Here is a 24834-nt window from a genome sequence, read left to right as displayed (position 1 = left end):
CGGTCCGACGAACGGGCAGCTGAGTCATGTCACGCCTGCTCGCGCCTATACTTGCCCGACTGAAGCAATGTGGGACTACAGTGAACAGGCTACCCGCTCTAGCAGCCCAGGCCCGCGCGCGCCTGCTGAAGATGCACTTCCAGACCCGGTCTGGCCATGTGGGTGGCAACCTTTCCTGCCTGGATGCACTGATCGCCCTGCATCACGACGTGATGCAGGAGGATGACCGCTTCGTTCTTTCCAAAGGCCATTCCGCAGGCGCGCTGTACGTCACACTCTGGAGCTTGGGGCGCCTGAGCGACGCGGATCTGGAAACCTTCAGCCAGGACGACAGCCTATTGCCCGGCCACCCCAGCGGCAGTGGCATTCCCGGCCTGATGTTCTCCACAGGATCGCTTGGCCACGGCCCCTCGCTGGCGGCCGGCCTGGCCCTGGCTGCACGTCACCAGGGCTCGAATCGGCGGGTGTACTGCCTATGCTCGGACGGAGAATGGCAGGAAGGCAGCTGCTGGGAGGCACTGTCGTTCGCCGTTCACCATCGCCTGGACAACCTGACCCTGCTGATCGACCAGAACGGTCTGCAAGGGTTCGGCAGTACCCAGGATGTCGTTTCCTGCCCAGATCTGGGTCCCCGCCTGCAGGCTTTCGGTGCCCAGGTGCAGCGCGCGAACGGCCATGATCCCGACACCCTGGCGCAGATCCTCCACCAACCGGCCACCGGTGCGCCCACAGTACTGGTGCTGGATACAGTGAAGGGCCTTGGCACCCACTATGCAGGCCTGCTGGAATCCCACTACCTGCCATTGGCGGAAGCCGAGTATGAGCAGGCGATTACGTTCGGGAGCGACGCAGTACGATGAGAAAGGCCTTCGCCACCGCAGTCATTGCCCACTGCGCAACCCCACAGCATTTCTTCCTCACCGGTGATCTTGGATTCATGGCATTGGAAGAAGTCAAGGACGTGTTCGGCAGCCGTTTCATCAATGCCGGCGTCGCCGAGCAGAACATGATCGGGGTTGCAGCCGGCCTTGCCCGCGAAGGCAACATCGTTTTCGCCTACAGCATCGCCCCCTTCTGCTACGCACGGCCGTTCGAGCAGATCCGCAATGATGTCTGCCTGCCTGGCCTGCCCGTCTGCCTCGTAGGCAATGGCGGTGGGTTCGCCTACGGCCACATGGGTCCGACCCATCATGCCCTGGAGGACTGCGCAGCAATGATGGCGCTGGGCATGGACGTCAAAGTTCCTGCGTTCGACGAGGATCTGCCCGCACTGCTGCAGGACCTGCGCCGCCCCACCTATTTGCGGCTGGGCTATGATGCCCGCCCTGCGGGGCACCAGGCACCGCCCTATGCTGCATGGCGCCAGCTGTTGCATGGAGAACGCGGGGTGCTGGCTGCGCTCGGGCCGATGGCGGGGGTTGCCTGGTCGGCGCTGGCAGAGTTGTCGGTGGCTGACCGGCCCGCGGTGTGGGCAGTGACTGAACCGGATGTACGGCAGCTGCCGAAGACCGTGGTCGACCAGCTGCGTGGCGGCCCACTGTACGTGGTCGAAGAGCATGTGCGCGAAGGAGGTCTCGGCATGTCGCTGGCCGCTGCCGTGCTGACTGCCGGCCATGCTGTCGGCCCGTTCATCCACCGCCACGCCCTGCGCTATCCGTCAGGCCGTTTCGGCTCGCAGCAGTTCCATCGCCGCGAGTGCGGCCTTGATGCCGAATCGCTGCATGCGATGGTGAAGGAGCAGACCGCATGAGCCTGGAGCGGATGATCGCCGCCCTGGAGGGGCCGATCCTGGTGATCGGAGCCAGTGGATTCATCGGTGCCAACCTGCTGCGCAACTGCCTCGCACAGCGCAGCGATGTGGTGGGCACTGTGTTCTCCGGAGACTCATGGCGCCTGCAGGGCATACATGCCGCCAACCTGGCATACCTCAACCTCAACGATCCCGCATCGGTCGCGACGTTGCTTCGCAAGGTCGCACCACGAACCATATTCGACTGCTCCTCGTTCGGCGCCTACGCCTTCGAAGATGACGCGCAGCGCATCCACGCCACCAACTACAGCAGTTTCATCAATCTGCTGGAACAAGCCAAGTTACTACCGCTGGTGGCCTATATCCGAGCCGGCTCATCCTCGGAGTATGGGCTCAATGCATCTGGCCCGGCCGAGGATGCGCCCCTGCTGCCCAACAGCCACTATGCGGTGAGCAAGGCGGCCTGCAGCCAGGCCGTCAGCTACTACGGCAAGGTCCTGCATCAGCCAATCGTCAACCTGCGCCTGTACTCGGTCTATGGCCCATACGAGGACAGCTCACGCCTGATTCCCAATCTCTGCGCACACATCGCACGCGGCGAGCTACCGATGTTTGCACGCCCCGACGTATCGCGCGACTTCATCCATGTCGACGACGTTGTCGCCGCCTTCGTGATGGCAGCCGCCCGGATGTCACCGGCGATCGCCGGCGAGTCCTTCAACATCGGCACAGGGCACTCGACCCGGCTGGACGCGTTGGCAGCCCAGGCAGTCTCCCAGTTCGATCTGGCCGCCACACCAGAGTTCAGCACCTCGGCCGGACGCGCCTGGGACCTCAGCGACTGGTACGCCAACCCGGCAAAAGCAGCCCGCCTACTCGGCTGGCAGGCTCGGATCACCCTCGAGAATGGGCTGCGCCGCAGCGTCGACTGGTGGCGTGAGCAACTGGGCCACAGCACCTTTGGCGAATTGACCAAGAAAGCCCCGCGCCAGGCCGAACGCAATTCCGTATCGGCGGTGATCGCGTGCTACCGGGATGCCCAGGCCATTCCAGTGATGCACCAGCGACTGACCGACGTATTCCAGCGCCTGGGCGTCGACTACGAGATCATCTTCGTCAATGACTGCTCGCCGGACGACTCGGCCGACGTCATCCGGCGCATCAGTGCCGAAGACCCTCATGTCATCGGCATCACCCATTCGCGCAACTTCGGTTCGCAGGCGGCATTCCGCAGCGGCATGGAGTACGCCAGCAAGGCGTCGTGTGTACTGCTGGATGGCGACCTGCAGGACCCGCCCGAGCTGATCGAGGACTTTGTCCGTGAATGGCGTGCGGGCGCTGAAGTGGTCTATGGCAGGCGCGTGAAGCGCGACATGCCGGTGATGCTCGAGGCCTGTTACCGCGCTTTCTACCGCCTGTTCGCGGCGATGAGCGAGGTCCCCATTCCGAAGGATGCCGGCGATTTCTCGCTACTGGACCGCTCTGTGGTGTATTGGATGCTGCAGTGCAAAGAACGCGACGCGTTCCTGCGTGGCCTGCGCGCCTTCGTCGGATTCCGCCAGGTCGGCGTGGACTACGTACGCCCCGACCGGATGTTCGGCACCAGCACCAACAACTGGATCCGCAACATCGGCTGGGCCAAGAAGGGCATATTCTCGTTCTCGCGCATTCCGCTGCACCTCCTGACTGCGTTCGGCGGCATCGCCTGTGCCCTTACGGTGTTGCTTGCCGCGTTCAGTGTTGCCGTGCGCGTGCTACACCCGGAACTGGCACCACGCGGCGTTACATTCGTCGCATTGCTGGTGATGTTCTTCGGCTCGGCCAGCATCCTCGGCATCGGTTTGCTCGGCGAGTACATCGGCAAGATCTTCGAGGAAACCAAGGCGCGCCCTGCCTTCATCCGCCGTAACCTGATCATCCATGGCGAAATCAGAGTGCTTGCCCCCGGAAATGAATCATGAGCACACCTATTGAATTCGATCAGGCGCGGGACCGTCCGTGCCCCGGCTGTGGCGCCCGCGACGCAGTTGCATTCGCCGACGAGAAGCTCGATCCATCACGGGTCAACGACTTCACCTACGCATCGCGCAAGGATCCGGAGTTCATGTGTTTGTGGCTGGTGCGCTGCCTGGGCTGCGACCTAGTGTTCGCTCCGCGCCCGCCCAGCCATGACTTTCTGTCGCAGGCCTATGCGGATGCCGCCTACGATTCCACTCCGGAAGCTGCGGCTGCAGCCGCCAGTTACGCGCATGCCCTGGCGCCGCATCTGCAACAGCTTGCGCACCGGCGCGGCGCAGTTGACGTGGGTGCCGGCAGCGGACCACTACTGCCCTACCTCCGGCAATCCGGCTTCGCTCCCGTCATCGGCGTCGAGCCGTCGCGTGCGGCGATCGACGCCGCACCGGCGGATGTCAGGCCCATGCTGGTCGAAGCCATGTTCGACCCCGATCTTCTTGCCGATCAGTCTATCTCGCTGGTGTGCTCGTTCATGACCCTCGAGCATGTCGCAGAGCCTGGTGACCTGGTCCGTTCGGCACATACCCTGCTGCAACCTGGCGGTAAGCTGGCGGTGGTCGTGCACAATTGGCGGGCCCCGCTGAACCGTCTATTGGGGCTTCGCTCGCCCATCATCGATGTCGAGCACCTGCAGTTGTTCAGCGATCGCGCCGTTGCTGCGCTGCTTGAATCCAACGGATTCCAGCACGTGCGCGTTGATTCGATCCGCAACGCCTATCCGCTGCGCTATTGGGTCCGCCTGACGCCACTGCCCAGCGTCTTGAAGTCACTGCTGCTCACGGGCCTTGAACGCGTCGGCCTGGCCGGGATGATGATCCCGCTCAGAGTCGGCAACATCATGGCTGTTGGCACCAAACCTGTGAGTACCCCTGCATGAAATCCCAACGCCCGCTGGTGAAGAAGAACGTCGCACAGTTCGATGACGACGTCCGCGCGACCGGTTCCTATCGCTATACCACCGATCGTCTGTCCTCCAATCTGGCCAATGCACGCATCAGCAACGCGGTTGCTGCCGCCTTCCCGTTCCAGGGCAAGCGCGTACTGGATCTGGGGTGCGGCGATGGTTCCTATACGCTCGAGTTTCCGGGCATGGGAGCAGCCCACGCACTAGGGGTCGATCCTGCCGCCGTTGCGATCGAGGCCGCGCAGGCGCGCGCAGCCGCGCATGGCCTTGCCTCCCAGGTGGAATTTGCCGTCGGCAACATCTATGACATCAGCGCCGTCCTGGAAGAAGGAAGCTTCGACTGCATCGTGCTACGGGGCGTCCTGCACCACCTGCCGGACCCAGCCGGTGCCATCGCCGGCTTGGCTGGCTTCAAGGGTAGCATCGTGGTGGTGGAGCCGAATGGCCTCAATCCGGTGCTGAAACTACTGGAGCGCTTTTCCCGCTATCACATCGAACACGAAGAGCGCTCGTTCACGCCCTGGGCAATCCGCAACTGGCTGCGCGCCGCCGGCTTCAGCAAGATCAGCACCTCCACCATCAATCTCGTGCCCTTCTTCTGCCCCGACGCAGCCGCGCGTGGCCTGCGGTTACTGGAGCCATTGGTCGAGCAGCTGCCTCTCGCCCGTGACATCGCCTGTGGCCAGAACGTCATGCTGGCGCAGCGATGAGCCATGTGGCACGAAATCATTCCGCCCTCGCGGCCATGATCCTGTTCATGACTGCCGCCCAGGTCGCATTCAAGTACGCAGGCCTGCGCTCCTCCGGCGAAAGCGGAATCGGCCCGCAGACGCTGCTCAATCCCTGGTTGCATGCTGGACTGGCTGCTTCTGCGTTGGGGTTTGTCTGCTGGTTCATCACGCTTCGGGCGATGCCTCTCTCCGCCGCCTATCCATGGACGGCATTGATCTACCTGCTCACGCCCCTCGCCGCCGCGGGTCTGTTTGGTGAGATTCTGCCGCCAGGCTTCATGGTCGGCGTCGCACTGATCGTGATCGGCCTGTTCATCATCAACGGGGCCAATGGCCAACATGACGCCCGCTGAGCTTTCCCTCGGACTTGCCTCGGTATGTGCCAGCACTCTGTCACAGCTGGCGATGAAGGCCGCTGCACGCACCCACAAGCAGGCAGGCAAGTGGCTGCTTCTGATGCTTGCGATCGGATTGCAGTTGATTTCGGTCCTACTGGTGATCGTGCTGCTGCGCACGCTGCCGCTATCGATGCTGGTGGTGTTCGCCGCACTGGCCTACCTCACGGTTCCCGTACTGTGTGCCGCCCTCTTCAAGGAACGTTTGACCCTGCGCTTCTGGTTGGGCGCGGGCCTGGTCTGCGCTGGTGTAGTTCTCGCGAGCCTCCACTGATGGCACATGTGCGCCCCTCCTCACGCGTCCACGCCTGGCTGCCCTGGCTGGTCATCGTGGTTCTGACCATTGCCCTGCCGCGCCTGCTGCTATTGCGTTCGCCGCCTGCCACCGACGAAGGCTACATGGCCTATTTCGCGATGAAGGCGTACCTGTTGCTGGAGGGCTCAGGGCAACTACCCGGGGATGGGCCACTGATGCTCTATCCCATCCTGCTGTCGTGGATCAACGGGCTACAGGCAGAATCACTGCCCATGCTCCGCTTGGCCGACCTGATCGTCGCCAGCGTGGCTGGCCTGTTGCTACTGGCCATGATCGCCCGCGAGTCCGGAAGCCGGTGGTGGGGGCCATTGCTGCTGGGCGCGCCGTTCCTTCTTGGCATGAACCATACCGAGTTCATCCAGTATGGATTCAAGAACAGCTATCAGGCGGCCTTCATACCTCTGTTCGCAGCCGTACTGCTGTGGCAGCGCGCGGACTCCGCATCCTTCCATCGATGGCTCCTGATGGGAGTACTGATCGCGTTCGGCGTACTGCTGCGCGAGACACTGGCGCCGTTCGCCGTGCTCGCAGTCGCTGCAGCCTGGATCAGTCACGGCCGCCGCCAGGCATTGGCCATGTGTGCCGGCGGCGCAGCATTGGCGCTCCCCTTGCTGGCGCTTGATATCGCACTGCGTGGAGATCTGACGAGCCTGCTGGACGCTTATCGGGGCTCCGGCGCAGTCTACTCGGCCCAACCACAAACGATGGAACTGTTCCTGCTGGCGGCCCGCCGCAGTGTAGCTGCTGCGCCGATCGCGTGCGCGCTTTCGATCGTGGCCACGGTCGTACTGCTGGCCATGATGGTCGCCCGTCGGGATCACTGGCTGCTGCGACGTTCATTGTTCTGGTTCGCATGCGCCCTGCTGCCGCTGGTGGAACCTGCCACCAAGGCCGGCTTCCCCTATCACTTCGCCGTGATGCTGCCGGCCATGGCCATGCTCTGCGCGCTAGCCTGGCGCACCTTGCTCCCGGCCGGTGCGAAGCGCACCAGCCTTGCCATCGGCGTGCTCGCCATTGGCGAAGCACTGCTATTGGTGCCTCCCGTGCTCACGCAGGCGAAGGAAAGCCCCCAGGCATTGGCCGAAGTCCAACAGTTGGTCCAGCACGGTTGGCCTGCCGACCAGATCGAGCGATCCAACTATCTACTGGCTGCACGCATGCTGCGTGATGCCGCACCGCCCGGTGCGTCCGCCAGCATCAGCGGCTTCATGTTCAGCGTGTATCCGCTGTCCGGGCGCCTGCCACCCTCCGGTGAACTGAACAACCTCAGTGCGCGTATCATCCAGCTCGACCTTGATCCAGCACGGCTCGCGAAAGAGCTTGCGACCTGCTCTCCCGACCTGGTGTTGACCACCACGCGCACCGACTGGCCAGGCGCGCACGAGCTGGAGCAGGCGATCGCAATGTCTTCGCTGTACGAGCAGATCGGCGTCCTTCCAGCCGACCCGGCCAAGCACTACGGCATCTTTGGCGGCACGTTGTACCGGCGGATCAAACCCGGTGGTCATCACTGCGCGCAGTGAGAGTCAGTGCTGCTGCCGCAATAGTTGCCGCATCACCGCGTGCAAGCCATGACGCCAGTCGGGCAACTGGATCTCCAGCGCCTGCTGCAGGCCACGGTTGTCCAGCACCGACCATGACGGGCGTCGCGCAGGCGTGGGGTAATCAGCAGCGGGGATCGCCTCGACGTCCGGCACCCGCTCCAGCAGGCCCAGCGCGAGTGCTTCGGCAAAGATCGCTTCGGCGAATCCATGCCAGCTGGTCTGGCCGTTCGCCGTCAGGTGCCAGGTGCCCGACAATGATGGTGATCGTTGCAGTGCCAACACCGTAACATCGGCGATCAGCGCTGCAGAGGTCGGTGTACCGATCTGATCAGCCACCACGCGCAGCCGATCGCGCTCGGCGCCCACACGCAGCATGGTGCGCAGGAAGTTCGCGCCATGCGAGGCATACACCCATGCCGTGCGGAAGATCAGATGGCGTCCTCCCGCAGCCCGTACGGCGTCCTCGCCATCACGCTTGCTGATGCCATAGACACCCAGCGGTGCGGTCGGCTCGTCCTCACGGTACGGTGCCGTGCCCTGGCCATCGAACACATAGTCGGTGGAGTAATGCACGAACGGCACATCATGCGCCGCACACCAACGCGCGATCACGCCCGGTGCCTGTGCGTTGACCGCAAAGGCCGCGTCGACTTCCCGTTCGGCACGGTCGACGGCGGTGTAAGCCGCCGCATTGACGACGACCGATGGCTGAAGCCGGTCGAGCAAGGCCGGCAGGCTGTCCGGCTGGTCGAAATCGGCGGTTTGGCAGACACTGCCATCGGGCAGGATGCCGCTGCGGGTGGTCGTGACCACCTTGCCCAGCGGCACCAGCGCGCGCAGCAGTTCCTGGCCGACCTGGCCGTTGCCGCCGAATACCAGAACGGTCATGGCACGTAGACCGGCAGGCGGTCTTCAGCGATGTCCTTCAGGAAGGGAGCACTCTCATCCTTGGCCGACAGCGTCGGTGCACTGATCGGCCAGTCCACGGCGATGTCCGCATCGTTCCAGCGCACGCCGGCATCGAAGTCCTTGAGGTACACCTCGGTGCACAGGTAACTGAACACCGCGCGTTCGGACAGCACCGCAAAGCCGTGCGCGAAGCCATCCGGAATCCAGAACTGCTTCTTGTTCTCGGCGCTCAGCACTACCGCTTCCCACTGGCCGAAGGTCGGCGAGCCACGGCGGATATCTACGGCGACATCATAGACCTCCCCTTCCAGCACGCTCACCAACTTGCCCTGCGGGCGCGGCCACTGATAATGCAGGCCGCGCAGCACTCCCTGCGCCGAGGTGGAAACATTGCTCTGTACGAAGCGATGCGGCAGGCCCAGCGCGGCGAAGCGCTCGGCATTCCAGGTTTCGAAGAAGTAACCACGGGCATCACCAAACACGGCCGGCTCGATCACTACGCAGCCGGGCAACCTGGTTTCAATCACTTTCACGGAACGACTCCACGCAGCGCGAGTTTATGCAGGTACTGGCCGTAGCCATTCTTGATCAGCGGTGCAGCCAGTGCTTCCAGCTGCTCGGCGCTGATCCAGCCCTTTCCGAACGCGATTTCTTCCGGGCAACAGACCTGCAGGCCCTGGCGGGTCTGGATGGTCTCAATGAAGTTGGATGCTTCCAGCAGCGACTGGTGGGTGCCGGTGTCGAGCCAGGCATAGCCACGGCCCAGCGCTTCCAGGTGAAGATTGCCTTCCTCCAGGTAGCGCTTGTTGAGATCCGTGATCTCCAGCTCGCCGCGCGGCGACGGCTTCAGTTCCGCCGCGTAATCGCTGGCGTTGCCGTCGTAGAAATACAGGCCGGTCACCGCATAGTTCGAGCGCGGGTTCTCCGGCTTCTCCACCAGGTCGATGATCTTGCCGCTGGTGTCGAACTCGGCCACGCCGTAACGTTCTGGATCATTGACCCAGTAGCCGAACACGGTCGAGCCATCCACGCGCTCGTCGGCGCGCTTGAGCACTTCGCGCAGGCCGTGGCCGTGGAAGATGTTGTCGCCCAGCACCAGGCAGCTCGGCTTGCCGGCCACGAAGTCGCGGCCGATCAGGTAGGCCTGGGCCAGGCCATCGGGGCTGGGCTGCACCGCGTACTGGATGTCCATGCCCCACTGCGAGCCGTCGCCCAGCAACTGCTGGAACAGCGCCTGTTCGTGCGGGGTATTGATGATCAACACTTCGCGGATGCCCGCCAGCATCAACACGCTGAGCGGGTAATAGATCATCGGCTTGTCGTACACCGGCAACAGCTGCTTGCTGACGCCCTTGGTGATCGGATAAAGGCGGGTGCCGGAACCACCGGCGAGGATGATGCCCTTGCGCTGGGTCATGGTGTCTCCTGGGTTCAGGCCGCAGTGCCGATGCGCTGCAGGCGGTAGCTGCCGTCGAGCACGCCGTTGACCCAGTCCTGGTTGTCCAGGTACCAGTCGACGGTGAAGGCGATGCCCTGCTCGAAGGTGTAGGCCGGTCCCCAGCCCAGGTCGTTCTTCAGCTTCGACGCATCGATCGCGTAACGGCGGTCATGGCCGGGGCGGTCGGTGACGTAGGTGATCTGGCTGCTGCGCGGCTGGCCATCCTCACGCGGGCGGCGCGCATCGAGCAGCGCGCAGATGGCCTGCACCACTTCGATGTTCTGCTTTTCCGAGTTGCCGCCGACGTTGTAGGTCTCGCCGACCTGGCCCTTGGCCAGCACGGTACGGATCGCTTCGCAGTGATCGGACACGAACAGCCAGTCGCGCACCTGCTTGCCGTCGCCGTACACCGGCAGCGGCTCGCCGGCCAGCGCCTTGGCGATCACCAGCGGGATCAGCTTCTCGGGGAAGTGGTAGGGGCCGTAATTGTTCGAACAGTTGGTGGTCAGCACCGGCAGCCCATAGGTGTGGTGGAACGCACGTACCAGGTGATCCGACGCAGCCTTGGACGCCGAGTACGGCGAATTGGGCGCGTACTGGGTCGTTTCACTGAATTTGCCGGTCTCACCCAGCGTGCCGTACACCTCGTCGGTGGACACGTGCAGGAAACGGAACGCCGCGCCCTGTTCGGCCGGCAGCGCCTTCCAGTAGTCACGGACCGCTTCCAGCAGGCCCAGGGTGCCCACAACATTGGTCTGGATGAAGGTGCCGGGGCCATCGATGGAGCGGTCAACGTGGCTTTCGGCGGCGAAGTTCACCACGGCATCCGGCTGATGCTCGGCCAGCAGTCGGGCGACCAGTTCGCGGTCGCCGATGTCGCCTTGGACAAACAGGTGGTTCGGGTTGCCATCAAGGCTGGACAGGGTCTTCAGGTTGCCGGCGTAGGTCAGCACATCGAGGTTGATGACCTTGACGCCGCGCGCGACGGCCTCGAGAACGAAGTTACCGCCAATGAATCCGGCGCCGCCGGTGACAAGCCATGTGGGCACTACCTGTTCTCCTGATCGATCTATCGAAGTCCGGCGATATGAGAACCGTCCGATTCAGCCATACAGAATACATGGAGGGCCCCCGCCAACTGTCTGCCGAGCATGAACAAAGGACCCGGCGCGATGGATTTTGCCGCGCCGCAGCAAAACCATACGCATTCGCATGGTCACCCCAAGCCAGCTAGAATCGGGGTCCCACCCCCGAACCGGTTGCTGTTGCAGGACCGGGCGTTCTCCGCAACTGTGAGCCGGCCAGCGGCCGGCACTACAAGGATCGAGCAGCAGATGAAAATCCTCGTCGCGTACAAGCGCGTGGTGGACTACAACGTCCGCATTCAGGTCAAGCCGGACGGTTCCGGCGTGGTCACCGACGGCGTCAAGCTGTCCCCCAACCCCTTCGATGAAATCGCCTTGGAAGAAGCCCTGCGCCTGCGCGACAAGGGCATCGCCAGCGAAGTCGTGGTTGCCACCATCGCCCCGGCCGACGCCCAGGCGCACCTGCGCAACGGCCTGGCCATGGGCGCCAACCGTGCCATCCACGTCGTCACCGACCAGGCCATCCAGCCGCTGACCGCCTCGCGCACCCTGCTCAAGCTGATCGAGAAGGAACAGCCGGACCTGGTGATCCTCGGCAAGCAGGCCATCGACGACGACGCCAACCAGACCGGCCAGATGCTGGCCACGCTCTGGGGCCGCCCGCAGGCGACCTTCGCCAGCAAGCTCGACATTGCCGACGGCAAGGCCACGGTGACCCGTGAAGTCGACGCCGGCCTGGAAACGCTGGAAGTGGACCTGCCGGCCGTGGTCACCACCGATCTGCGCCTGAACGAACCGCGCTTCATCAAGCTGCCGGACATCATGAAGGCCAAGGCCAAGCCGCTGGAGACCCTGCAGCTGGCCGACCTCGGCGTTGAAGCCGCCGACACCTTCAAGACCACCCAGTACGCCGCGCCGTCCAAGCGCAGCAGGGGTGTGATGGTCAAGGACGCGGCCGAACTGGTTGCCGCACTCAAGCAGAAGGGGTTGCTGTAATGAGCAGGATTCTCGTCATCGCCGAGCACCACGACGGCAAGCTCAACGCCGCCACCGCTAAGACCGTCAGTGCCGCCGCCGCCATCAGCGGTGCCAGCATCGACGTGCTGGTGCTGGCCGCCGATCCGGCCGCTGTCGCCGCTGAAGCCGCGAAGATCGCTGGGGTCGCCAAGGTCCTGACCGTCGCCAACGCGGCCAACGCGCAGGCCATCGCCCAGGTGCTGGCGCCGCAGATCGCACAGCTGGCCAAGGGCTACACCCACGTATTCGGCCCGTCGACCACCTTCGGCAAGGACCTGATGCCGTGCGTGGCCGCCCTGCTCGGCGTCAACCAGGTCTCCGACCTGATGAGCGTTGAAGGCAGCCACACCTTCAAGCGCCCGATCTACGCTGGCAACGCGATCATCACCGTGGAAGCCCCGGCCGACCAGATCGTGGTCGCCACCGTGCGTGCCGCGTCGTGGCCGGAAGCGGCCCAGGGTGGCAATGCCGCCGTTGAAGCAGCAAGCGTCGACGCTGCCCTGCCGACCCATACCCGCTTCGTCGGCCTGGCCGCCGGTGCCAGCGACCGTCCGGACCTGCAGAGCGCCAAGCGCGTGGTTTCGGGAGGCCGTGGCGTCGGTTCGGAAGAGAACTTCAAGGTCATCTTCCAGCTGGCCGACAAGCTCGGTGCTGCCGTCGGTGCCTCGCGTGCGGCGGTCGATGCCGGCTACGTGCCCAGCGACCTGCAGGTCGGCCAGACCGGCAAGATCATCGCGCCGGAACTGTACGTGGCCGTTGGCATCAGTGGTGCGATCCAGCACCTGACCGGCATCAAGGATGCCGGCACGATCGTGGCGATCAACAAGGACGGCGACGCGCCGATCTTCGAGATTGCCGATATCGGCCTGGTGGGGGATCTGTTTGCGATCCTGCCAGAGCTGGAAAAAGCGCTCTGATCTGCTGAAAGTGAAGGCCGGCCCCGACAGGGCCGGCCTCTTTCATGCAGTGCTCAACGATCGATATAGCGACCGGCGTCTGCCGTTTCCGCACCACCCAGCAGGCGCAGCATCAACATCACGCCAAATGCGATGTAGGCTGCCGCCTCCAACGTCGCCAGCAGAGACGGATAGTTCACACCCAATGCCACGATGTGATGGACCCTTTCCGGGCTGAAAAGCACTTTGCCGAAGATGCCCGCCATGTCCCCGACTTCGCCGGTTCCCCAACCCACCAACAGGAGGATCGACGCCAGCCAGACACCCGCGGCACGCCAACGGTCCTCAGCTTCGGCCACCAGCAGCATCAGAGCCGGGAACATCAGCATGGCCATGCCGAAGGTGTGCGCATAGGCCGCCTGGAACCAGGCAGTTAATGCTGCGGTCACCAGCGCGACAACCTGCCAGGCCCCCATGCCATCGGCAACGTGCTTCACCCGGTAAGCCAGGACCAGGAACGCAATGGTCAGGAAGGCCAACGGTCGGTTGATCACCACTGCATCGCCAAACAACGGGAACCAGGTGGCCCAGCCGATCCGCTGCGACTGCGGGTTCACCCCCAGTGACAGGGCATAGGCCGGCACCCGACCGTAGCTCCAGTAGATGGCCAGGCTGGCCACTGTCACCGCGGCCGCGATCAGCAGGATGCGCCCCTTGAGTGCCTGCCTACGGGCAGCGAACAGGGCGATGGCGAATGCAGGGAGGACCAGCATGTGCTGAGGCTTGGCGAACACCAGGCCCAGCACCACCAGTCCCAGTCCGGCGGCCAGTGTTCCCGGAGCGAGAACCCGGCGCGCGCCCGCCACCAGCAGGGCCACCGCAATCACATCGACCTGGCCCAGGACCAGCGAATAGTAGAGGCCGAAGGGATTGAACAGCAGTACGAAGAACAGCAGGCGCGGATTGCCGCGCCAGCGCTCCTTGAACAGCAACTGCAATTCCAGGCACAGCCAGATATAGGCAGCCACGATCGACAGGCTGACCAGTGCATAGGGACGCAGATTCATCCCGATCGACTGCAGGTCGCCCTGAATGCCAGCGAGGGCCTGCATCCAGATCAGGCTCACCGGGTTGTACGGGTAGATCGTCAGCGCCCCACCGGTACCGACCAGCACGTCATGGACGTAGAAGTTCAGTCCGAACTGCAGCCCGGTGACGACCTGCCCGAAGGGGCCCATGTCGATGATGCCTACCTTGAGCAGGGAGAACAGCAACAGGCCTGCCGCAACCAGCAGATCCACCGGCCGCAACCATGGACAGGCGGTGCGCAGCCGACCCAGCCAGCGCCCTGCAACCTGGCGGCGCCACATCAGGATCGTCAAGACAAGGACAACCCCAAGGCCCAGCCAGCGAACCGCCGCCGAGTGCAGCGGACCGCCACCGGCATGAAATACTTTCACCTGCTTGTCGGCATGACTGGACAGAGGCTGTCCGTCCCGGGTCAGGACGTCGCCTTCCCAGCGCAGACCACGCCCCTCCAATGCTTCTACCGGGATGTGCCGTGCACGCTGATCGAACACCTTTTTTTCAGCGTCGTCCACCAGGACGTAGTAGCTCTCCCCCCAGGTGTTGTACTGGAAGGCCAGCACGGCACGGCCGGCCACCAGGCACAGGTACCCCAGCAACAGGGTCAGCAGTATCCGGGCGACAACCGGCATGGTTCAGCTCCCAAGGATTTCGTGCGCCACCTTGCGACCTTCGCGGATCGCATAGTTGGTACCACGGTCTTCCGGATAGATCTGCGCCATCGAGCACAGGTAGAAGCCCTGTTCCGGCCCACGCACTTCGGGAATCAGGCGGCTGTAGAACTTCTCGACAACCGGTTGCGACCAGCGTGCACGCCACAGGTGGTGCTTGGTGATCCATTCGCGGCGTAGTGCCGGGAACATCTTCTGCAGATAAGGCAACGCGAAGTCGAGGAACTGATCGCGGTCCATCGAATAGAGCGCATCCGTATGCGGCAGATACTTGGACAGATACACGATATGGCTGCCGCCGTAGGTTTCGGCACGCTCGAAGTTGGTGTGCTCGATGACGCCGACGAACGGGAAGCTGGGATCGTTGACGTTCAACCAATAGGTATCAGACAGCTTGCGGTCCATCTCCAGCACCAGGCAGACATTGCCGATGTACTGGATGCGCTGCAACGACTGCACATACTCCGGCGACGCCCAGCCGGAGACCATGTCGGCCACCAGCGGCAGCGCGGTGGTGGCCAGCACCTTGTCGGCATCGATCGGGCCGGCACTCGTCTGCAACTGCCAGCCGTCGCCATTGGGGGCGAAGCTGTCGACCCGGGTACCGGTGATCACCTTGCCCCCCAGCGCCACGATGCGGGCCGCCAACGCCTCGGCCAGGCTGGCAAAGCCACCGCGGAAATAGGCAAGACGCTCTTCACCGCCCTTGCCACGGCTGCCGCCACGCAACTTCAGCTTGTTCCAGAACCACACGGCGGAAATCGTCTCGGCGTAAGGGCCGAACTTGCCCTTCAGCAGCGGCTCCCACACCACCTCATAGACCTTCTCACCGCCCAGGCTCTTCAACCATTGGGCCGCAGTCAGGCCTTCCAGCTCCATCCAGTGCTTGACCCTGCGCGCGCGCAGGGCGAGCAGGCCCAGGCGGATGCGATCGACGAACGAAAGCGGTGTGAAGTTGAGCAGGTCCCATGGAGTGGACAGGCGGAAGAAGTTGTTGGCGTAGTACATGCCAGTGTTCGTCGGATTCACTTCAACCCGGTCATTGAGACCCAGCTCGTCGATGAGCTGCATGACCTCCAGGTCGTTGGTGAACCAGTGGTGATAGAAGCAATCCAGCTTCTCCCCACCAACGTCGAATGCTGCTGCCAGGCCGGCAACATCGGCTTCGGCCTCCAGCACCGTCACCTGCACGCCATTGCGTGCCAGTTCATAAGCAGCGGTAAGACCGGTGAATCCGCCACCGATGATGGCAACGCTCTTGTTCTTCATTTCCTATCCTCGGAAGACGGCTTGCCCCGCATCGAACGGGTCATAAGGAACAGACCGCCAATCACTGTCGGCGGCAGCCACAACATGAAATGGACCAGCAGCGCATAGACCGTCGATTCGGCAACACCATTGCCCATCGTCTTCATCGCCCTGACCACGAAGTAATCGAAAGTCCCCACATAACCTGGCGTGCCGGGGAGCAGCGTGGCCAGCGTTCCCAGCGGCAAAGCCAGCCAGGCTGCCGCGGCAACAGCGAGGCTGGCCAGCGCCTTGGCGCACAGGTAGAACACCAGCCCCTCGCCGGTCCATGCCAACACCGACCACAGCATCAGGCCGGCCATGGTGCCCTTGCCGGAAAGATGGCCAAGGGTATCGACCCCCTTCAACAGTTCACCCTGCACGCGGGCTCCGATGCGGGGCGAAATGCGCGAGAGCAGGCGACCGCCCCAGGCCAGCAACGGCGAGAACGCGCCCGGGAACAACAGCACCAGGGCAATTACCAGCCCTGCCGCCGCCAGCGTCCAGATCCCGACGCCGCCGGCCAGCGAATCACTGGCGCCACTGACCCACAAGGCAATGCCGAGCAGCAGCACGACCATCAGCAGGTCCAGCAGGCGCTCGACGAACAGGGTCGCCACCACCACGCCGGAGGTAACGCCCAGACGGTCATTGAATGCAAAGGCACGGAGGATGTCGCCAGCGCGCATCGGCAGTACATTGTTCATGGCGAAACTGCCCATGAACGGTCCCGCGCAGTCGCGCCAACGCAGGTCGGCGTTGTCGCGCGCCAACATCCGGCGCCAGCGTTCGATGCGTGCAGAGTAGCCCAGCAGGAAGCAAAACAGGGCCAGACCCAGCCAGCCCCAGCCGACGTTGGCAAAGGCATTCTTCATCTGCTCGACGCTGACCTGGCGCAGCACCAGCCAGCCGAACAAGCCCGCCACCCCCACCCCGACCAGCAGTCGCAGGACCTTTCGGGCCCCCCTCATTCACCAGACTCCGTCCGACTGACGGCAGCGGTGCCATCCCTCGTTTCCTGCACGATGTACAATGGGCGACGCTTGACCTCACGGTAGATGCGGCCGATGTACTCGCCCAGGATGCCGACGCAGATCAGCTGCACGCCCCCCAGGAACAGCACCGCGATCATCAGTGCGGTCCAGCCCGGCACCCATACCTGGGTGAACAGGCGCATGGCCAGCGAATAGACAATGACGAACATCGCGAGCAACGAACTCAGCACACCCAGCGTCACCGAAATCTGCAGTGGCTTGGCCGAAAAAGACAGGATTCCGTCGGTCGCGAAGCGCACCATCTTCCGCAACGGATACTTGCTTTCGCCCGCAAAACGCTTGTCACGGCGATAGGGCAAGGCAATCTGGTTGAAACCCACCCAGCTGACCATGCCGCGAACGAAGCGATCCTGCTCCGGCATCGACTTCAGCACCTCGACAACATTGCGGCTCATCAGGCGGAAGTCCCCTGTATCCAACGGGATCGGCACATCGGACAGGTGGTTGAGCACGCGGTAGAAGGCGCGAGCAGTGGCCAGCTTGAACCGCGATTCACCTGGACGGTCCGTGCGGGTTCCATAGACCACGTCGAACCCCTCTTCCCAGCGATCGACCATTTCCGCGATCACTTCCGGCGGATCCTGCAGGTCGGCGTCGATCAGGACCACGGCATCGCCGCGCGCTGCGTCAATGCCGGCGGTTACCGCCAGCTGATGGCCAAAATTGCGTGCGAAGCCCAGCATGCGGACACGACGATCACTGGCGGCATAGTACCTCAGCAGTTGACGGGTACGATCCCGGCTGCCATCGTCAACGAATACCAATTCAACCTTCAGTCCACGGGCCTCAAGGGTTTCCGCGGTCTCGGAGAGGCGGCGCAGTGTCTCGGCCAGCACCTCTTCCTCGTTGTAGCAAGGTACGACGATAGACAACAATCTGCCGTCCGGATTGTCAATGCTCATTGCAGGGTCCTGGGTCCACATCCTTCGGATGAACGGCGCACAGCCCATTCAGGCCGCGTCATTTTCAGCCGGACATGATATCCGAGCCTCGCCACCTTTGCGCTACCGCGGTCCCAGGCGACGCTGATACCATCTCTATCCCCTCTTGCGTAACCCGCACCCTTTCGCTACAGGCCATTCACGACAGTCCATGACCCAAGAGCATTGCACCGATATCGACCCGAAGGGGGTCATGAGTGAAATTGAACGCATTCAGCCTTCGGTGGTCTGCTTCGACTACTTCGATACCCTGGTATCGCGGGGCGTCCATCCGGAGGACGTAAAGCGGCTGTGGGCCGAGGGGATTGCCCGCACCTTCCCAGAGGGTCCTGACGGCCCCGAGCTGTATCGCCAGCGCAACGCGCGCGAGGCCGCTCATTGCGCCATCGACCGTGGTCCCGGCCTGGACAGCGAATTCCGCGCCAGCGAGGTCTATATCGAACTTTGGGACGCCAACCCGGGGCTGCAGTCGATGCCTCGCACCGCATTCACCACACTCGCGCTGGACCTGGAAGTCTCGCTGGAATTGTCTACTCAGCAGCTGGACGAACAGGTGGTTGGCCTGGTCCGGGAGCTAGCGGCAAAGGGCATTGAATGCTGGCTGGTCAGCGATTTCTATCTTGAAACCGATGTTTTCCAGCGGTTCCTTGCCCATCATGGGCTGGATACGGCCTTCAAACGCATGTTCGTATCATGCGATTCGTTCACGACCAAGCGCGGCAATGGAATGTATGCCCGCCTGCTTGCGGAAACGGGCATCGCGCCAGGCCGGGTGCTGATGATCGGCGACAACGAGCACGCTGATTTCAACAACGCCAGGGCCGCTGGACTCCACGCCATCCACCTGGATCGCAGTCGACGTCACGCCCATTACCAGGTGCTGGCTGAACGTGCCGCCGACCTTGCCCGTACCCGTGCCGACGTCAATCGCCTGCTCAGTGCAGGACCCGGCGTGTTCCGCGAGCTTGCGCTCACGCTCCATCTTTTCATCGACCGTCTACATGCGCGCCTGGTCCGCGAGGGTGCCCGCGATGTGTTTTTCCTGGCCCGTGAGGGCCAGTTCCTGAAGCGCCTGTTCGACCACTACCAGAGCACGCGGCAGCTCCAGGGCGCAGTCCGCATTCGCAGCCATTATCTCGAGGTCTCGCGCCGCGCCACCCTGCTGCCGTCACTGCAGCCACTGGCCCAGGAAACCTTCGAGACGCTGTTCCGCCAGTATCGGCGCATCTCGCTCAACGACTTCCTGTCCAGCCTTGGCCTGCAGTCGATGTCTGCTGAACTGGCCGAGCGCCTTGGCGTTGGGGCCGACGCCATCCAGGATGACCTCCCGTCCAGCGAAGTCTTCGCCCGCCTGCGTGCCGATGCGCTGTTCCAGCAGACCTATGAACAGGAACGCCTGGCACGCCGCTCGGCGTTCCTCGCCTACCTGAACGCCTTCGGGGCCGACCCCACAGCCCAGACCCTGCATCTGGTCGATGTGGGCTGGAAGGGCACCATCCAGGACAACATTTCGGCCATCGTCATCGGTGCGGACAACGGCCTGACAGCCGTACAAGGCCATTACATCGGCCTGGTGGCCAGCGGTTCGGCTTCGGCCCGGAACCGGAAGGATGGCCTGCTGTTCTCCTGCGTTGGCAACACCAGCCGCAACTTCGCAGTTTTCAACGAAAACCGTGCACTGTTCGAAGTCGTGCTCGCGGCCGACCATGGCTCGGCATTGCGCTACAGCTTCGATGCCAACGGCCTGCCCGTGGTGAGCCACCAGGAGTTCAGCGAGGAGTCGCTGTTCCGCAGCAAGGTCGCACCGCTGCAAGCCCAGTTGTGGGACCTGTTCGTTGAACTGGATCGCGTCTTCCGCCACCACAACATCCCTGCCCGTGAGCTGGAACGCCTGGCCACGCGCGCGCATGCACGCATGCTGCTGCAGCCGGACCAGGCCGCAATCGAGTGGTTCGAGAACGTTTACCACGTCGAGAACTTCGGCGTGTTCAACCATTCCACCTTCGATGTCGGCGCACATCAGCCATCGTTCATCGACAAGCTTCGTTTCTACCTGTCATTGCGCCGCAATGGCGTGGACAACCTCGGCTTCTGGCCCCTGTTGACCTGCCTGCAGCGCGGTGGCCGCTGGGTTGCCTCGCGCTACGCCTCAGGTCGACTGCGCGGCATTGAAGATTGATCACCGGGAAGCCTGAATGAAAATTGCGTTCTTTGTCGGCTCTGCCGACATCAGCGGTGGTACCTACGTGGTGTTCCAGCATGCACTGCATGCGATCCAGGAAGGGCATGACGTCACCCTGGTACTGCAGTACCCCCATGTCGCGAGCCAACGCAAATGGCACCCCGCACTTGATGTCCTGCGGATCGTGCAGATCTGGGACCTCGGCGAGGAGCACTTCGATCTGGCGGTCGCCACCTGGTGGCGTACCGCCACCGAGCTGCACAAGATCAATGCCGACCAGTACGCCTACTTTGTGCAGTCCATCGAATCGCGTTTTTACCCCGACGCGGAGCGACCACTACAGGCGCTGGTCGACAGCACCTACGATCTGGGGCTCCCGGCCGTCACCGAGGCAACCTGGATCCAGGAACACCTGGGGGAACACCATGGAAACGATGCCCGATTGGTGCGTAATGGCATCCGCAAGGATCTGTACCGCCTGGACGGCCCGGTCCACGCGCCGCGGGGCCGCGATCTGCGCGTGTTGGTCGAAGGTCCCTTCGGTGTGTTCTTCAAGAACGTCGGCCGCAGCCTAAAACTTACCCGCAACAGCCGCGCCGACCAGACCTGGCTGCTGACCTCCAGTCAGCTGCGCTGGTATCCAGGCATCGACCGTCTGTTCTCGAGGGTTCCGATCGACCAGGTTCCCGCGATCTATCGCTCATGCGATGTGATCGTCAAGCTCAGCTATGTCGAAGGCATGTTCGGGCCGCCGCTGGAGATGTTCCACTGTGGCGGCACCGCGATCGTCTATAACGTCACCGGCCATGACGAGTACATCCGCAATGGCGAGAACGCCTTGGTCCTGCAGCGTGACGACGAGAGTGGTGTAGTCAATGCCCTGAATCTGCTGAAGGACTCGCCGGATGAACTGCAGCGGCTGAAGCACAATGCAATCGCGACGGCCGAGGCCTGGCCCGACTGGAATACCTCGTCGACCCAGTTCGAGTCAGTGCTTCGTCAGATGCAGTCGTTGCCGGCAGTCGACCGCACCGAACTGCGCGAACGCAACGAGCATTTCTGGGCGCGATATGTTGCCGATGAGAACGAACGTCTTAAGCACATCCCGCAGCACGTCAGCCTGCGCAAGCGCGTCGGCGCGCGCCTGTACCGCATCCGCGCCATCCACGACTTCCGTCAATGGTGCCGCTACATCGGCGAGGGCTGGTTCTGAACCAGCCCGTAAGTCGGGACGCTACTCAAACGTCCTGGTAGCCTCTCGGATACTGCGTCTGCCAGCGCCAGCTGTCTTCACACATACGCTGCAGGTCGAACTGCGCCTTCCAGCCCAGCAACTGCTCGGCCAGGCCCGTATCAGCAAAGCACTCCGCCACGTCACCTTCCCGACGTGGCGCGAAGTCCACCGCGATGCTCTGGCCCGACGCCCGCTCGAATGCATGCACCACCTCAAGCACGCTATAGCCGCGCCCCGTTCCCAGGTTCACGGTGAAGCCCCGCGGGTGCTTCTGCAGGGCATCGATGGCACGCACATGGGCCTCGGCCAGGTCGACCACGTGCACGTAGTCGCGCACTCCCGTGCCGTCACTGGTGGGATAGTCATTGCCGAACACGTTCAATGCGGTACGACGGCCAATTGCAACCTGCGAGATGTAGGGCATCAGATTGTTCGGCGGGCCGTTGGGATCCTCGCCGATCAATCCGCTCTCGTGGGCACCGACAGGGTTGAAGTAGCGCAGCAGCGCTGCCCCGAACTCCGGCATGGAGGCGGTCAGATCGCCGATCATCTGTTCCATCACCAGCTTGGTACGGCCATAGGGATTGACCGCACCAAGGCCGGCCGACTCTGTGATCGGCGAGGTGTTGCCATCGCCATAGACCGTGGCCGATGAACTGAACACGAGTTTGCCGACACCTGCGTCCTTCATGGCCCGCAGCAGGCACAGGGTGCCGGTGATGTTGTTGTCGAAGTAGGAAAGCGGATCGGCGACCGACTGGGCCACCGACTTGAGCGCGGCGAAATGGATCACCGCCTCCGCACCGCTGCTGCGCAGCAGCTCGGCGAATGCCGGCTCGCGGATGTCCATCTGATGGAACTCGGGAGTGAAGCCGATGATCTTGGCCAGCTGGTCTACCACACGTGCCGAGGAGTTGCAGAGATTGTCCACCAGGCAGACATCGTAACCCTGCTCGACAAGCTTCACGCACGTGTGCGAGCCGATGTAGCCGGTGCCGCCAGTTACCAGGATCTTCATCCTTGTTCTTCCTTATTTCTTCGTACATGCCGCTGGGATGGACTACTTGCCGAGCTTCTGGTTGAGGCTCGCAATGATCTGGTCACGCGCCGCGATTTCAGCATCCATATGGGTCATCACCTTCCAGCGCGCTTCAAGGAGGTCGGCCTGCCCCTGCAGAGCCTCATCACGCGCATCGATCAAGGCAGTCATCGAACGGATCGATTCATCGCGGCCATCGATCAGGTGCCCCTGGGATTGAATCACCTCGTCGCGTTCGGACACCATCCGTTCGAGCGACGTGATGATCTCATCCCGTTCGGACACCATCTGGTCCAGCGACTGCAGAACCTGCCAACGCTCGTCCAGCAGGCGCGCCTGGGATGCAATCGAGTCGGTACGCTCGCGGATCATCCACTTCCAGCATTGCCGGCTCTGCTCAAGCAGGCGCTCCTGGGGCAGCTGTCGCGCGGGAGCCGACCAGCGCAGCGCCTTGATGCTGCGCGTCGCCGAGTCCAGAAGCTCAACCCCCACGATCGATGCGAACTGCTGCGGCTGCTCCGGATCCCCCAGGTAAGCCTCATGCCCGCACGCAAGCATCTCGAAGGCAACCGTGCTGGCCATGCGCCAACGCGCACGGGCCTGTTCCGGCTGACCGCCAGCGGCCAGCAGCTGCCCGGCCTCGTAGGCGGCATCGACGATCTTGGTACCGATGGTCGGGCTGAACGAGCGCCAGTCAACGGCAACAACCGCATCAAGCGCTTCCAGCGCTCCATCCAGATCACCGATACGACGCAACAGGGATGCGCACAGATAGCGCAGCGAGATCGACCAGCGCAACGCGTGTGGAGACGGGATGGCGCGGTCCAAGTGCTCCACCATCCGCCTGACCACGACAGTGACCTCCTCGGCCACAAGCTCCTCACGTTCGAGCATCTGGTAGCCGAGTACGGCCAACGCAGCCGCCGCGTCCGGAGCACCCTCGTTCGCAGGTTGCGCCAGCACGCGCCGGGCGATGTCGGCGAGTACCTGCGGATTGCGTGCGCGGAACGGGAACTCCACCAGCGCACGAAGCAGCCAGGGATTACGGTAGTCGCGGGCGAACTCCAGAACTTCGGCCGGTCTATCACTGGCTCCGTAGACGGATTCACGGTAGACGAATCCCGAAGCCAGCGGATCCCGCATCACGACCAGTAGCAACTCGGCGCCCTTCGGGACCGTGTCCGTGCACTCCAGCCCGCAGGGGGCAAATGCACGCACCGCACCGCCCCTGCCCCGGGGAATGCCACCGAGCAGGCTGAAGGCCTGTTCGAGGTACCAACCGGACGGGAGTACATCCTGCAGTTTGGGCCATGATTCCGAGGCGTCGCCACCGTCTGCCACCAGTGACAGCAGCACGCGACCTCCAGGCGAAACCCCGCCCTGCAGCGAATCCAGCACATCCACCAGCGTCCCGCGCGACTTCGGGTCACCGACCGCGACGACGAAATCGACTTCAGGTGCTGCGCCGGACAGCGTCGGGCGAAGGCGGGGATCCATTGCGACATAGGCCGCCTCAAAGGCCAAACGTGCCGCGGGATCGATCACGCAGTAGAGCGTGTCCGCTTCGGAGCGGCGCGACAGCAGATAGCTGCCTGCACCGGCCGCCGCCTCCAGATCCAGCACCCGGTCACCCGGGCGTACATAACCCGCCGCCCAGTGGTACTTGTAGAGTTCGGCGTCGGCCACGATACCCGTGCTGCAGCAGGAGTCGCACACTGCATCGCCCGCCACCACGGGCTTCGCCTCCAGTGCCAGCAAAATCACACCGTCGTCGAAGTTCAACGACTCGAAGTTGATCAGGTCGAAGTAGCCGGGGTGCTTGCGGAAGCCCGCGTCGAAGCACTTCTGCTCCCACCAGCTGCGGCCCTCGATGACCTGCCTGCCATCCCCCTCCTCCACGACCGCCGACACCTGCACGCGTACCAGTAACTGCCCCTGGCAGATCCGTCGCAGCTCGGCGAGCACGGGCGGCACATCCACTTCATCCAGGTACTCGAAGAGGCCGTTGGCCACGACACAATCGAAATGGCCATCGGGGTAAGGCAGGGCCGTCGCAGCAGCGCAGGCGAAACGACCCGGCGCACGCTGCTGCGCCGCGCTGATCGCGACCTGCGATATATCGACACCACGGGCGTCCACGCCTTGCTTGAGCAGCTCTGCGACCAGCCCGCCACGGCCACAGCCGACGTCCAGCACCTTGCCAGCACCGGCAGTAGCCAAGATTGTCTGCGCGAACGCAGCAATCGCCGGAGTGTCGTCCTCTGCACCGGCACTCCAACACCGGTCCCAACGCAGCTGGTAGACCGCTACGCTCTCGTTCTCACCCATATCCACACAC

At 63.4% G+C, this 24834-nt stretch carries 22 protein-coding genes; 12 read left to right on the top strand and 10 right to left on the bottom strand.

Annotation, left to right across the window (positions count from 1 at the left end):
- Window positions 1-26 precede the first annotated feature (26 nt).
- Genes ACZK45_RS02585 through ACZK45_RS02550 form a run of 8 tightly spaced genes read left to right on the top strand, consistent with a single transcriptional unit; the run spans window position 27 to window position 7635 of the window.
- Window positions 27-860 (top strand): 1-deoxy-D-xylulose-5-phosphate synthase N-terminal domain-containing protein, encoded by an 834-nt coding sequence (locus ACZK45_RS02585; RefSeq protein ID WP_478445415.1) that lies wholly within the window; start codon window positions 27-29, stop codon window positions 858-860.
- Window positions 857-1750 (top strand): transketolase family protein, encoded by an 894-nt coding sequence (locus tag ACZK45_RS02580; RefSeq protein ID WP_065722727.1) that lies wholly within the window; start codon window positions 857-859, stop codon window positions 1748-1750. Before ACZK45_RS02585 ends, ACZK45_RS02580 begins: the two co-directional genes overlap by 4 nt.
- Window positions 1747-3711 carry an NAD-dependent epimerase/dehydratase family protein gene (locus ACZK45_RS02575; protein ID WP_478445414.1) on the top strand — a complete coding sequence of 655 codons (1965 nt, stop codon included), beginning with the start codon at window positions 1747-1749 and terminating at the stop codon, window positions 3709-3711. Before ACZK45_RS02580 ends, ACZK45_RS02575 begins: the two co-directional genes overlap by 4 nt.
- Entirely contained in the window at window positions 3708-4643 is a 936-nt protein-coding gene (locus tag ACZK45_RS02570; protein ID WP_065722725.1) for a class I SAM-dependent methyltransferase, read from the top strand. The genes ACZK45_RS02575 and ACZK45_RS02570 overlap by 4 nt, the downstream gene beginning before the upstream one ends.
- Entirely contained in the window at window positions 4640-5380 is a 741-nt protein-coding gene (locus ACZK45_RS02565; protein ID WP_065722724.1) for a class I SAM-dependent methyltransferase, read from the top strand. The genes ACZK45_RS02570 and ACZK45_RS02565 overlap by 4 nt, the downstream gene beginning before the upstream one ends.
- Window positions 5381-5427: 47 nt before the next feature.
- Entirely contained in the window at window positions 5428-5754 is a 327-nt protein-coding gene (locus tag ACZK45_RS02560; RefSeq protein ID WP_157804773.1) for an EamA family transporter, read from the top strand.
- Window positions 5732-6070, top strand: a complete 339-nt coding sequence (locus ACZK45_RS02555; RefSeq protein ID WP_153674979.1) for a hypothetical protein — start codon at window positions 5732-5734, stop codon at window positions 6068-6070. The genes ACZK45_RS02560 and ACZK45_RS02555 overlap by 23 nt, the downstream gene beginning before the upstream one ends.
- Entirely contained in the window at window positions 6070-7635 is a 1566-nt protein-coding gene (locus ACZK45_RS02550; protein WP_478445413.1) for a hypothetical protein, read from the top strand. Before ACZK45_RS02555 ends, ACZK45_RS02550 begins: the two co-directional genes overlap by 1 nt.
- 3 nt (window positions 7636-7638) lie before the next feature.
- On the opposite strand, the gene rfbD is transcribed toward ACZK45_RS02550, so the two are convergent.
- Genes rfbD through rfbB form a run of 4 tightly spaced genes read right to left on the bottom strand, consistent with a single transcriptional unit; the run spans window position 7639 to window position 11052 of the window.
- Window positions 7639-8544 (bottom strand): dTDP-4-dehydrorhamnose reductase, encoded by a 906-nt coding sequence (gene rfbD / locus ACZK45_RS02545; RefSeq protein ID WP_100434005.1) that lies wholly within the window; start codon window positions 8542-8544, stop codon window positions 7639-7641.
- Window positions 8541-9098: a dTDP-4-dehydrorhamnose 3,5-epimerase gene (rfbC, locus tag ACZK45_RS02540; protein WP_065722719.1), complete on the bottom strand. Its 558-nt coding sequence runs from the start codon at window positions 9096-9098 to the stop codon at window positions 8541-8543. Before rfbC ends, rfbD begins: the two co-directional genes overlap by 4 nt.
- Complete coding sequence (gene rfbA / locus ACZK45_RS02535) at window positions 9095-9982, bottom strand: glucose-1-phosphate thymidylyltransferase RfbA (protein WP_478445412.1); 888 nt, start codon at window positions 9980-9982, stop codon at window positions 9095-9097. The genes rfbC and rfbA overlap by 4 nt, the downstream gene beginning before the upstream one ends.
- A 14-nt stretch (window positions 9983-9996) precedes the next feature.
- A complete protein-coding gene (rfbB, locus tag ACZK45_RS02530; protein WP_478445411.1) occupies window positions 9997-11052 on the bottom strand; it encodes a dTDP-glucose 4,6-dehydratase in 1056 nt (351 codons plus the stop codon).
- Window positions 11053-11337: 285 nt separating this feature from the next.
- Between rfbB and ACZK45_RS02525 the strand changes: the two genes are divergently transcribed.
- Together ACZK45_RS02525 and ACZK45_RS02520 are read left to right on the top strand one after the other, a co-directional pair.
- On the top strand, window positions 11338-12084 hold the full coding sequence (locus tag ACZK45_RS02525; protein WP_478445410.1) for an electron transfer flavoprotein subunit beta/FixA family protein: 747 nt from the start codon (window positions 11338-11340) through the stop codon (window positions 12082-12084).
- Window positions 12084-13022: an electron transfer flavoprotein subunit alpha/FixB family protein gene (locus ACZK45_RS02520; protein ID WP_132809124.1), complete on the top strand. Its 939-nt coding sequence runs from the start codon at window positions 12084-12086 to the stop codon at window positions 13020-13022. The genes ACZK45_RS02525 and ACZK45_RS02520 overlap by 1 nt, the downstream gene beginning before the upstream one ends.
- 53 nt (window positions 13023-13075) lie before the next feature.
- Here the strand turns inward: ACZK45_RS02520 and ACZK45_RS02515 are convergent, their stop codons facing one another.
- From ACZK45_RS02515 to ACZK45_RS02500, 4 genes are read right to left on the bottom strand one after another with little or no spacing between them, the layout of a single operon-like run.
- Window positions 13076-14719 (bottom strand): hypothetical protein, encoded by a 1644-nt coding sequence (locus ACZK45_RS02515; RefSeq protein ID WP_478445409.1) that lies wholly within the window; start codon window positions 14717-14719, stop codon window positions 13076-13078.
- 3 nt (window positions 14720-14722) lie between these two features.
- Window positions 14723-16027: an NAD(P)/FAD-dependent oxidoreductase gene (locus tag ACZK45_RS02510; RefSeq protein ID WP_065722713.1), complete on the bottom strand. Its 1305-nt coding sequence runs from the start codon at window positions 16025-16027 to the stop codon at window positions 14723-14725.
- Window positions 16024-17016 carry a lysylphosphatidylglycerol synthase transmembrane domain-containing protein gene (locus ACZK45_RS02505; protein WP_478445408.1) on the bottom strand — a complete coding sequence of 331 codons (993 nt, stop codon included), beginning with the start codon at window positions 17014-17016 and terminating at the stop codon, window positions 16024-16026. The genes ACZK45_RS02510 and ACZK45_RS02505 overlap by 4 nt, the downstream gene beginning before the upstream one ends.
- A complete protein-coding gene (locus tag ACZK45_RS02500; RefSeq protein ID WP_478445407.1) occupies window positions 17013-18002 on the bottom strand; it encodes a glycosyltransferase family 2 protein in 990 nt (329 codons plus the stop codon). The genes ACZK45_RS02505 and ACZK45_RS02500 overlap by 4 nt, the downstream gene beginning before the upstream one ends.
- A 232-nt stretch (window positions 18003-18234) precedes the next feature.
- On the opposite strand from ACZK45_RS02500, the gene ACZK45_RS02495 reads away from it, so the two are divergent.
- Together ACZK45_RS02495 and ACZK45_RS02490 are read left to right on the top strand one after the other, a co-directional pair.
- Complete coding sequence (locus ACZK45_RS02495) at window positions 18235-20220, top strand: HAD family hydrolase (protein ID WP_478445406.1); 1986 nt, start codon at window positions 18235-18237, stop codon at window positions 20218-20220.
- A gap of 16 nt (window positions 20221-20236) precedes the next feature.
- The gene (locus ACZK45_RS02490) at window positions 20237-21436 is read left to right on the top strand and encodes a glycosyltransferase (protein ID WP_478445405.1); all 1200 of its coding nucleotides are present in this window, start codon (window positions 20237-20239) and stop codon (window positions 21434-21436) included.
- A gap of 25 nt (window positions 21437-21461) precedes the next feature.
- On the opposite strand, the gene galE is transcribed toward ACZK45_RS02490, so the two are convergent.
- A complete protein-coding gene (gene galE, locus ACZK45_RS02485; protein WP_478445404.1) occupies window positions 21462-22475 on the bottom strand; it encodes a UDP-glucose 4-epimerase GalE in 1014 nt (337 codons plus the stop codon).
- Window positions 22476-22517: 42 nt separating this feature from the next.
- Entirely contained in the window at window positions 22518-24824 is a 2307-nt protein-coding gene (locus tag ACZK45_RS02480) for a class I SAM-dependent methyltransferase (protein ID WP_478445403.1), read from the bottom strand.
- Window positions 24825-24834: the final 10 nt, after the last annotated feature.

The organism is Stenotrophomonas sp. 63632_Sma (genome assembly GCF_056482875.1).
This window is presented reverse-complemented; position numbering and strand designations above follow the sequence as displayed.

Bases quoted from the DNA above. Each gene is read 5' to 3' on its own strand.
- ACZK45_RS02585 (WP_478445415.1), top strand. From the start codon at position 27: ATGTCACGCCTGCTCGCGCCTATACTTGCCCGACTGAAGCAATGTGGG.
- ACZK45_RS02580 (WP_065722727.1), top strand. From the start codon at position 857: ATGAGAAAGGCCTTCGCCACCGCAGTCATTGCCCACTGCGCAACCCCA.
- ACZK45_RS02575 (WP_478445414.1), top strand. From the start codon at position 1,747: ATGAGCCTGGAGCGGATGATCGCCGCCCTGGAGGGGCCGATCCTGGTG.
- ACZK45_RS02570 (WP_065722725.1), top strand. From the start codon at position 3,708: ATGAGCACACCTATTGAATTCGATCAGGCGCGGGACCGTCCGTGCCCC.
- ACZK45_RS02565 (WP_065722724.1), top strand. From the start codon at position 4,640: ATGAAATCCCAACGCCCGCTGGTGAAGAAGAACGTCGCACAGTTCGAT.
- ACZK45_RS02560 (WP_157804773.1), top strand. From the start codon at position 5,428: ATGACTGCCGCCCAGGTCGCATTCAAGTACGCAGGCCTGCGCTCCTCC.
- ACZK45_RS02555 (WP_153674979.1), top strand. From the start codon at position 5,732: ATGGCCAACATGACGCCCGCTGAGCTTTCCCTCGGACTTGCCTCGGTA.
- ACZK45_RS02550 (WP_478445413.1), top strand. From the start codon at position 6,070: ATGGCACATGTGCGCCCCTCCTCACGCGTCCACGCCTGGCTGCCCTGG.
- rfbD (WP_100434005.1), bottom strand. From the start codon at position 8,544: ATGACCGTTCTGGTATTCGGCGGCAACGGCCAGGTCGGCCAGGAACTG.
- rfbA (WP_478445412.1), bottom strand. From the start codon at position 9,982: ATGACCCAGCGCAAGGGCATCATCCTCGCCGGTGGTTCCGGCACCCGC.
- ACZK45_RS02525 (WP_478445410.1), top strand. From the start codon at position 11,338: ATGAAAATCCTCGTCGCGTACAAGCGCGTGGTGGACTACAACGTCCGC.
- ACZK45_RS02520 (WP_132809124.1), top strand. From the start codon at position 12,084: ATGAGCAGGATTCTCGTCATCGCCGAGCACCACGACGGCAAGCTCAAC.
- ACZK45_RS02515 (WP_478445409.1), bottom strand. From the start codon at position 14,719: ATGCCGGTTGTCGCCCGGATACTGCTGACCCTGTTGCTGGGGTACCTG.
- ACZK45_RS02510 (WP_065722713.1), bottom strand. From the start codon at position 16,027: ATGAAGAACAAGAGCGTTGCCATCATCGGTGGCGGATTCACCGGTCTT.
- ACZK45_RS02505 (WP_478445408.1), bottom strand. From the start codon at position 17,016: ATGAGGGGGGCCCGAAAGGTCCTGCGACTGCTGGTCGGGGTGGGGGTG.
- ACZK45_RS02500 (WP_478445407.1), bottom strand. From the start codon at position 18,002: ATGAGCATTGACAATCCGGACGGCAGATTGTTGTCTATCGTCGTACCT.
- ACZK45_RS02495 (WP_478445406.1), top strand. From the start codon at position 18,235: ATGAGTGAAATTGAACGCATTCAGCCTTCGGTGGTCTGCTTCGACTAC.
- ACZK45_RS02490 (WP_478445405.1), top strand. From the start codon at position 20,237: ATGAAAATTGCGTTCTTTGTCGGCTCTGCCGACATCAGCGGTGGTACC.
- galE (WP_478445404.1), bottom strand. From the start codon at position 22,475: ATGAAGATCCTGGTAACTGGCGGCACCGGCTACATCGGCTCGCACACG.
- ACZK45_RS02480 (WP_478445403.1), bottom strand. From the start codon at position 24,824: ATGGGTGAGAACGAGAGCGTAGCGGTCTACCAGCTGCGTTGGGACCGG.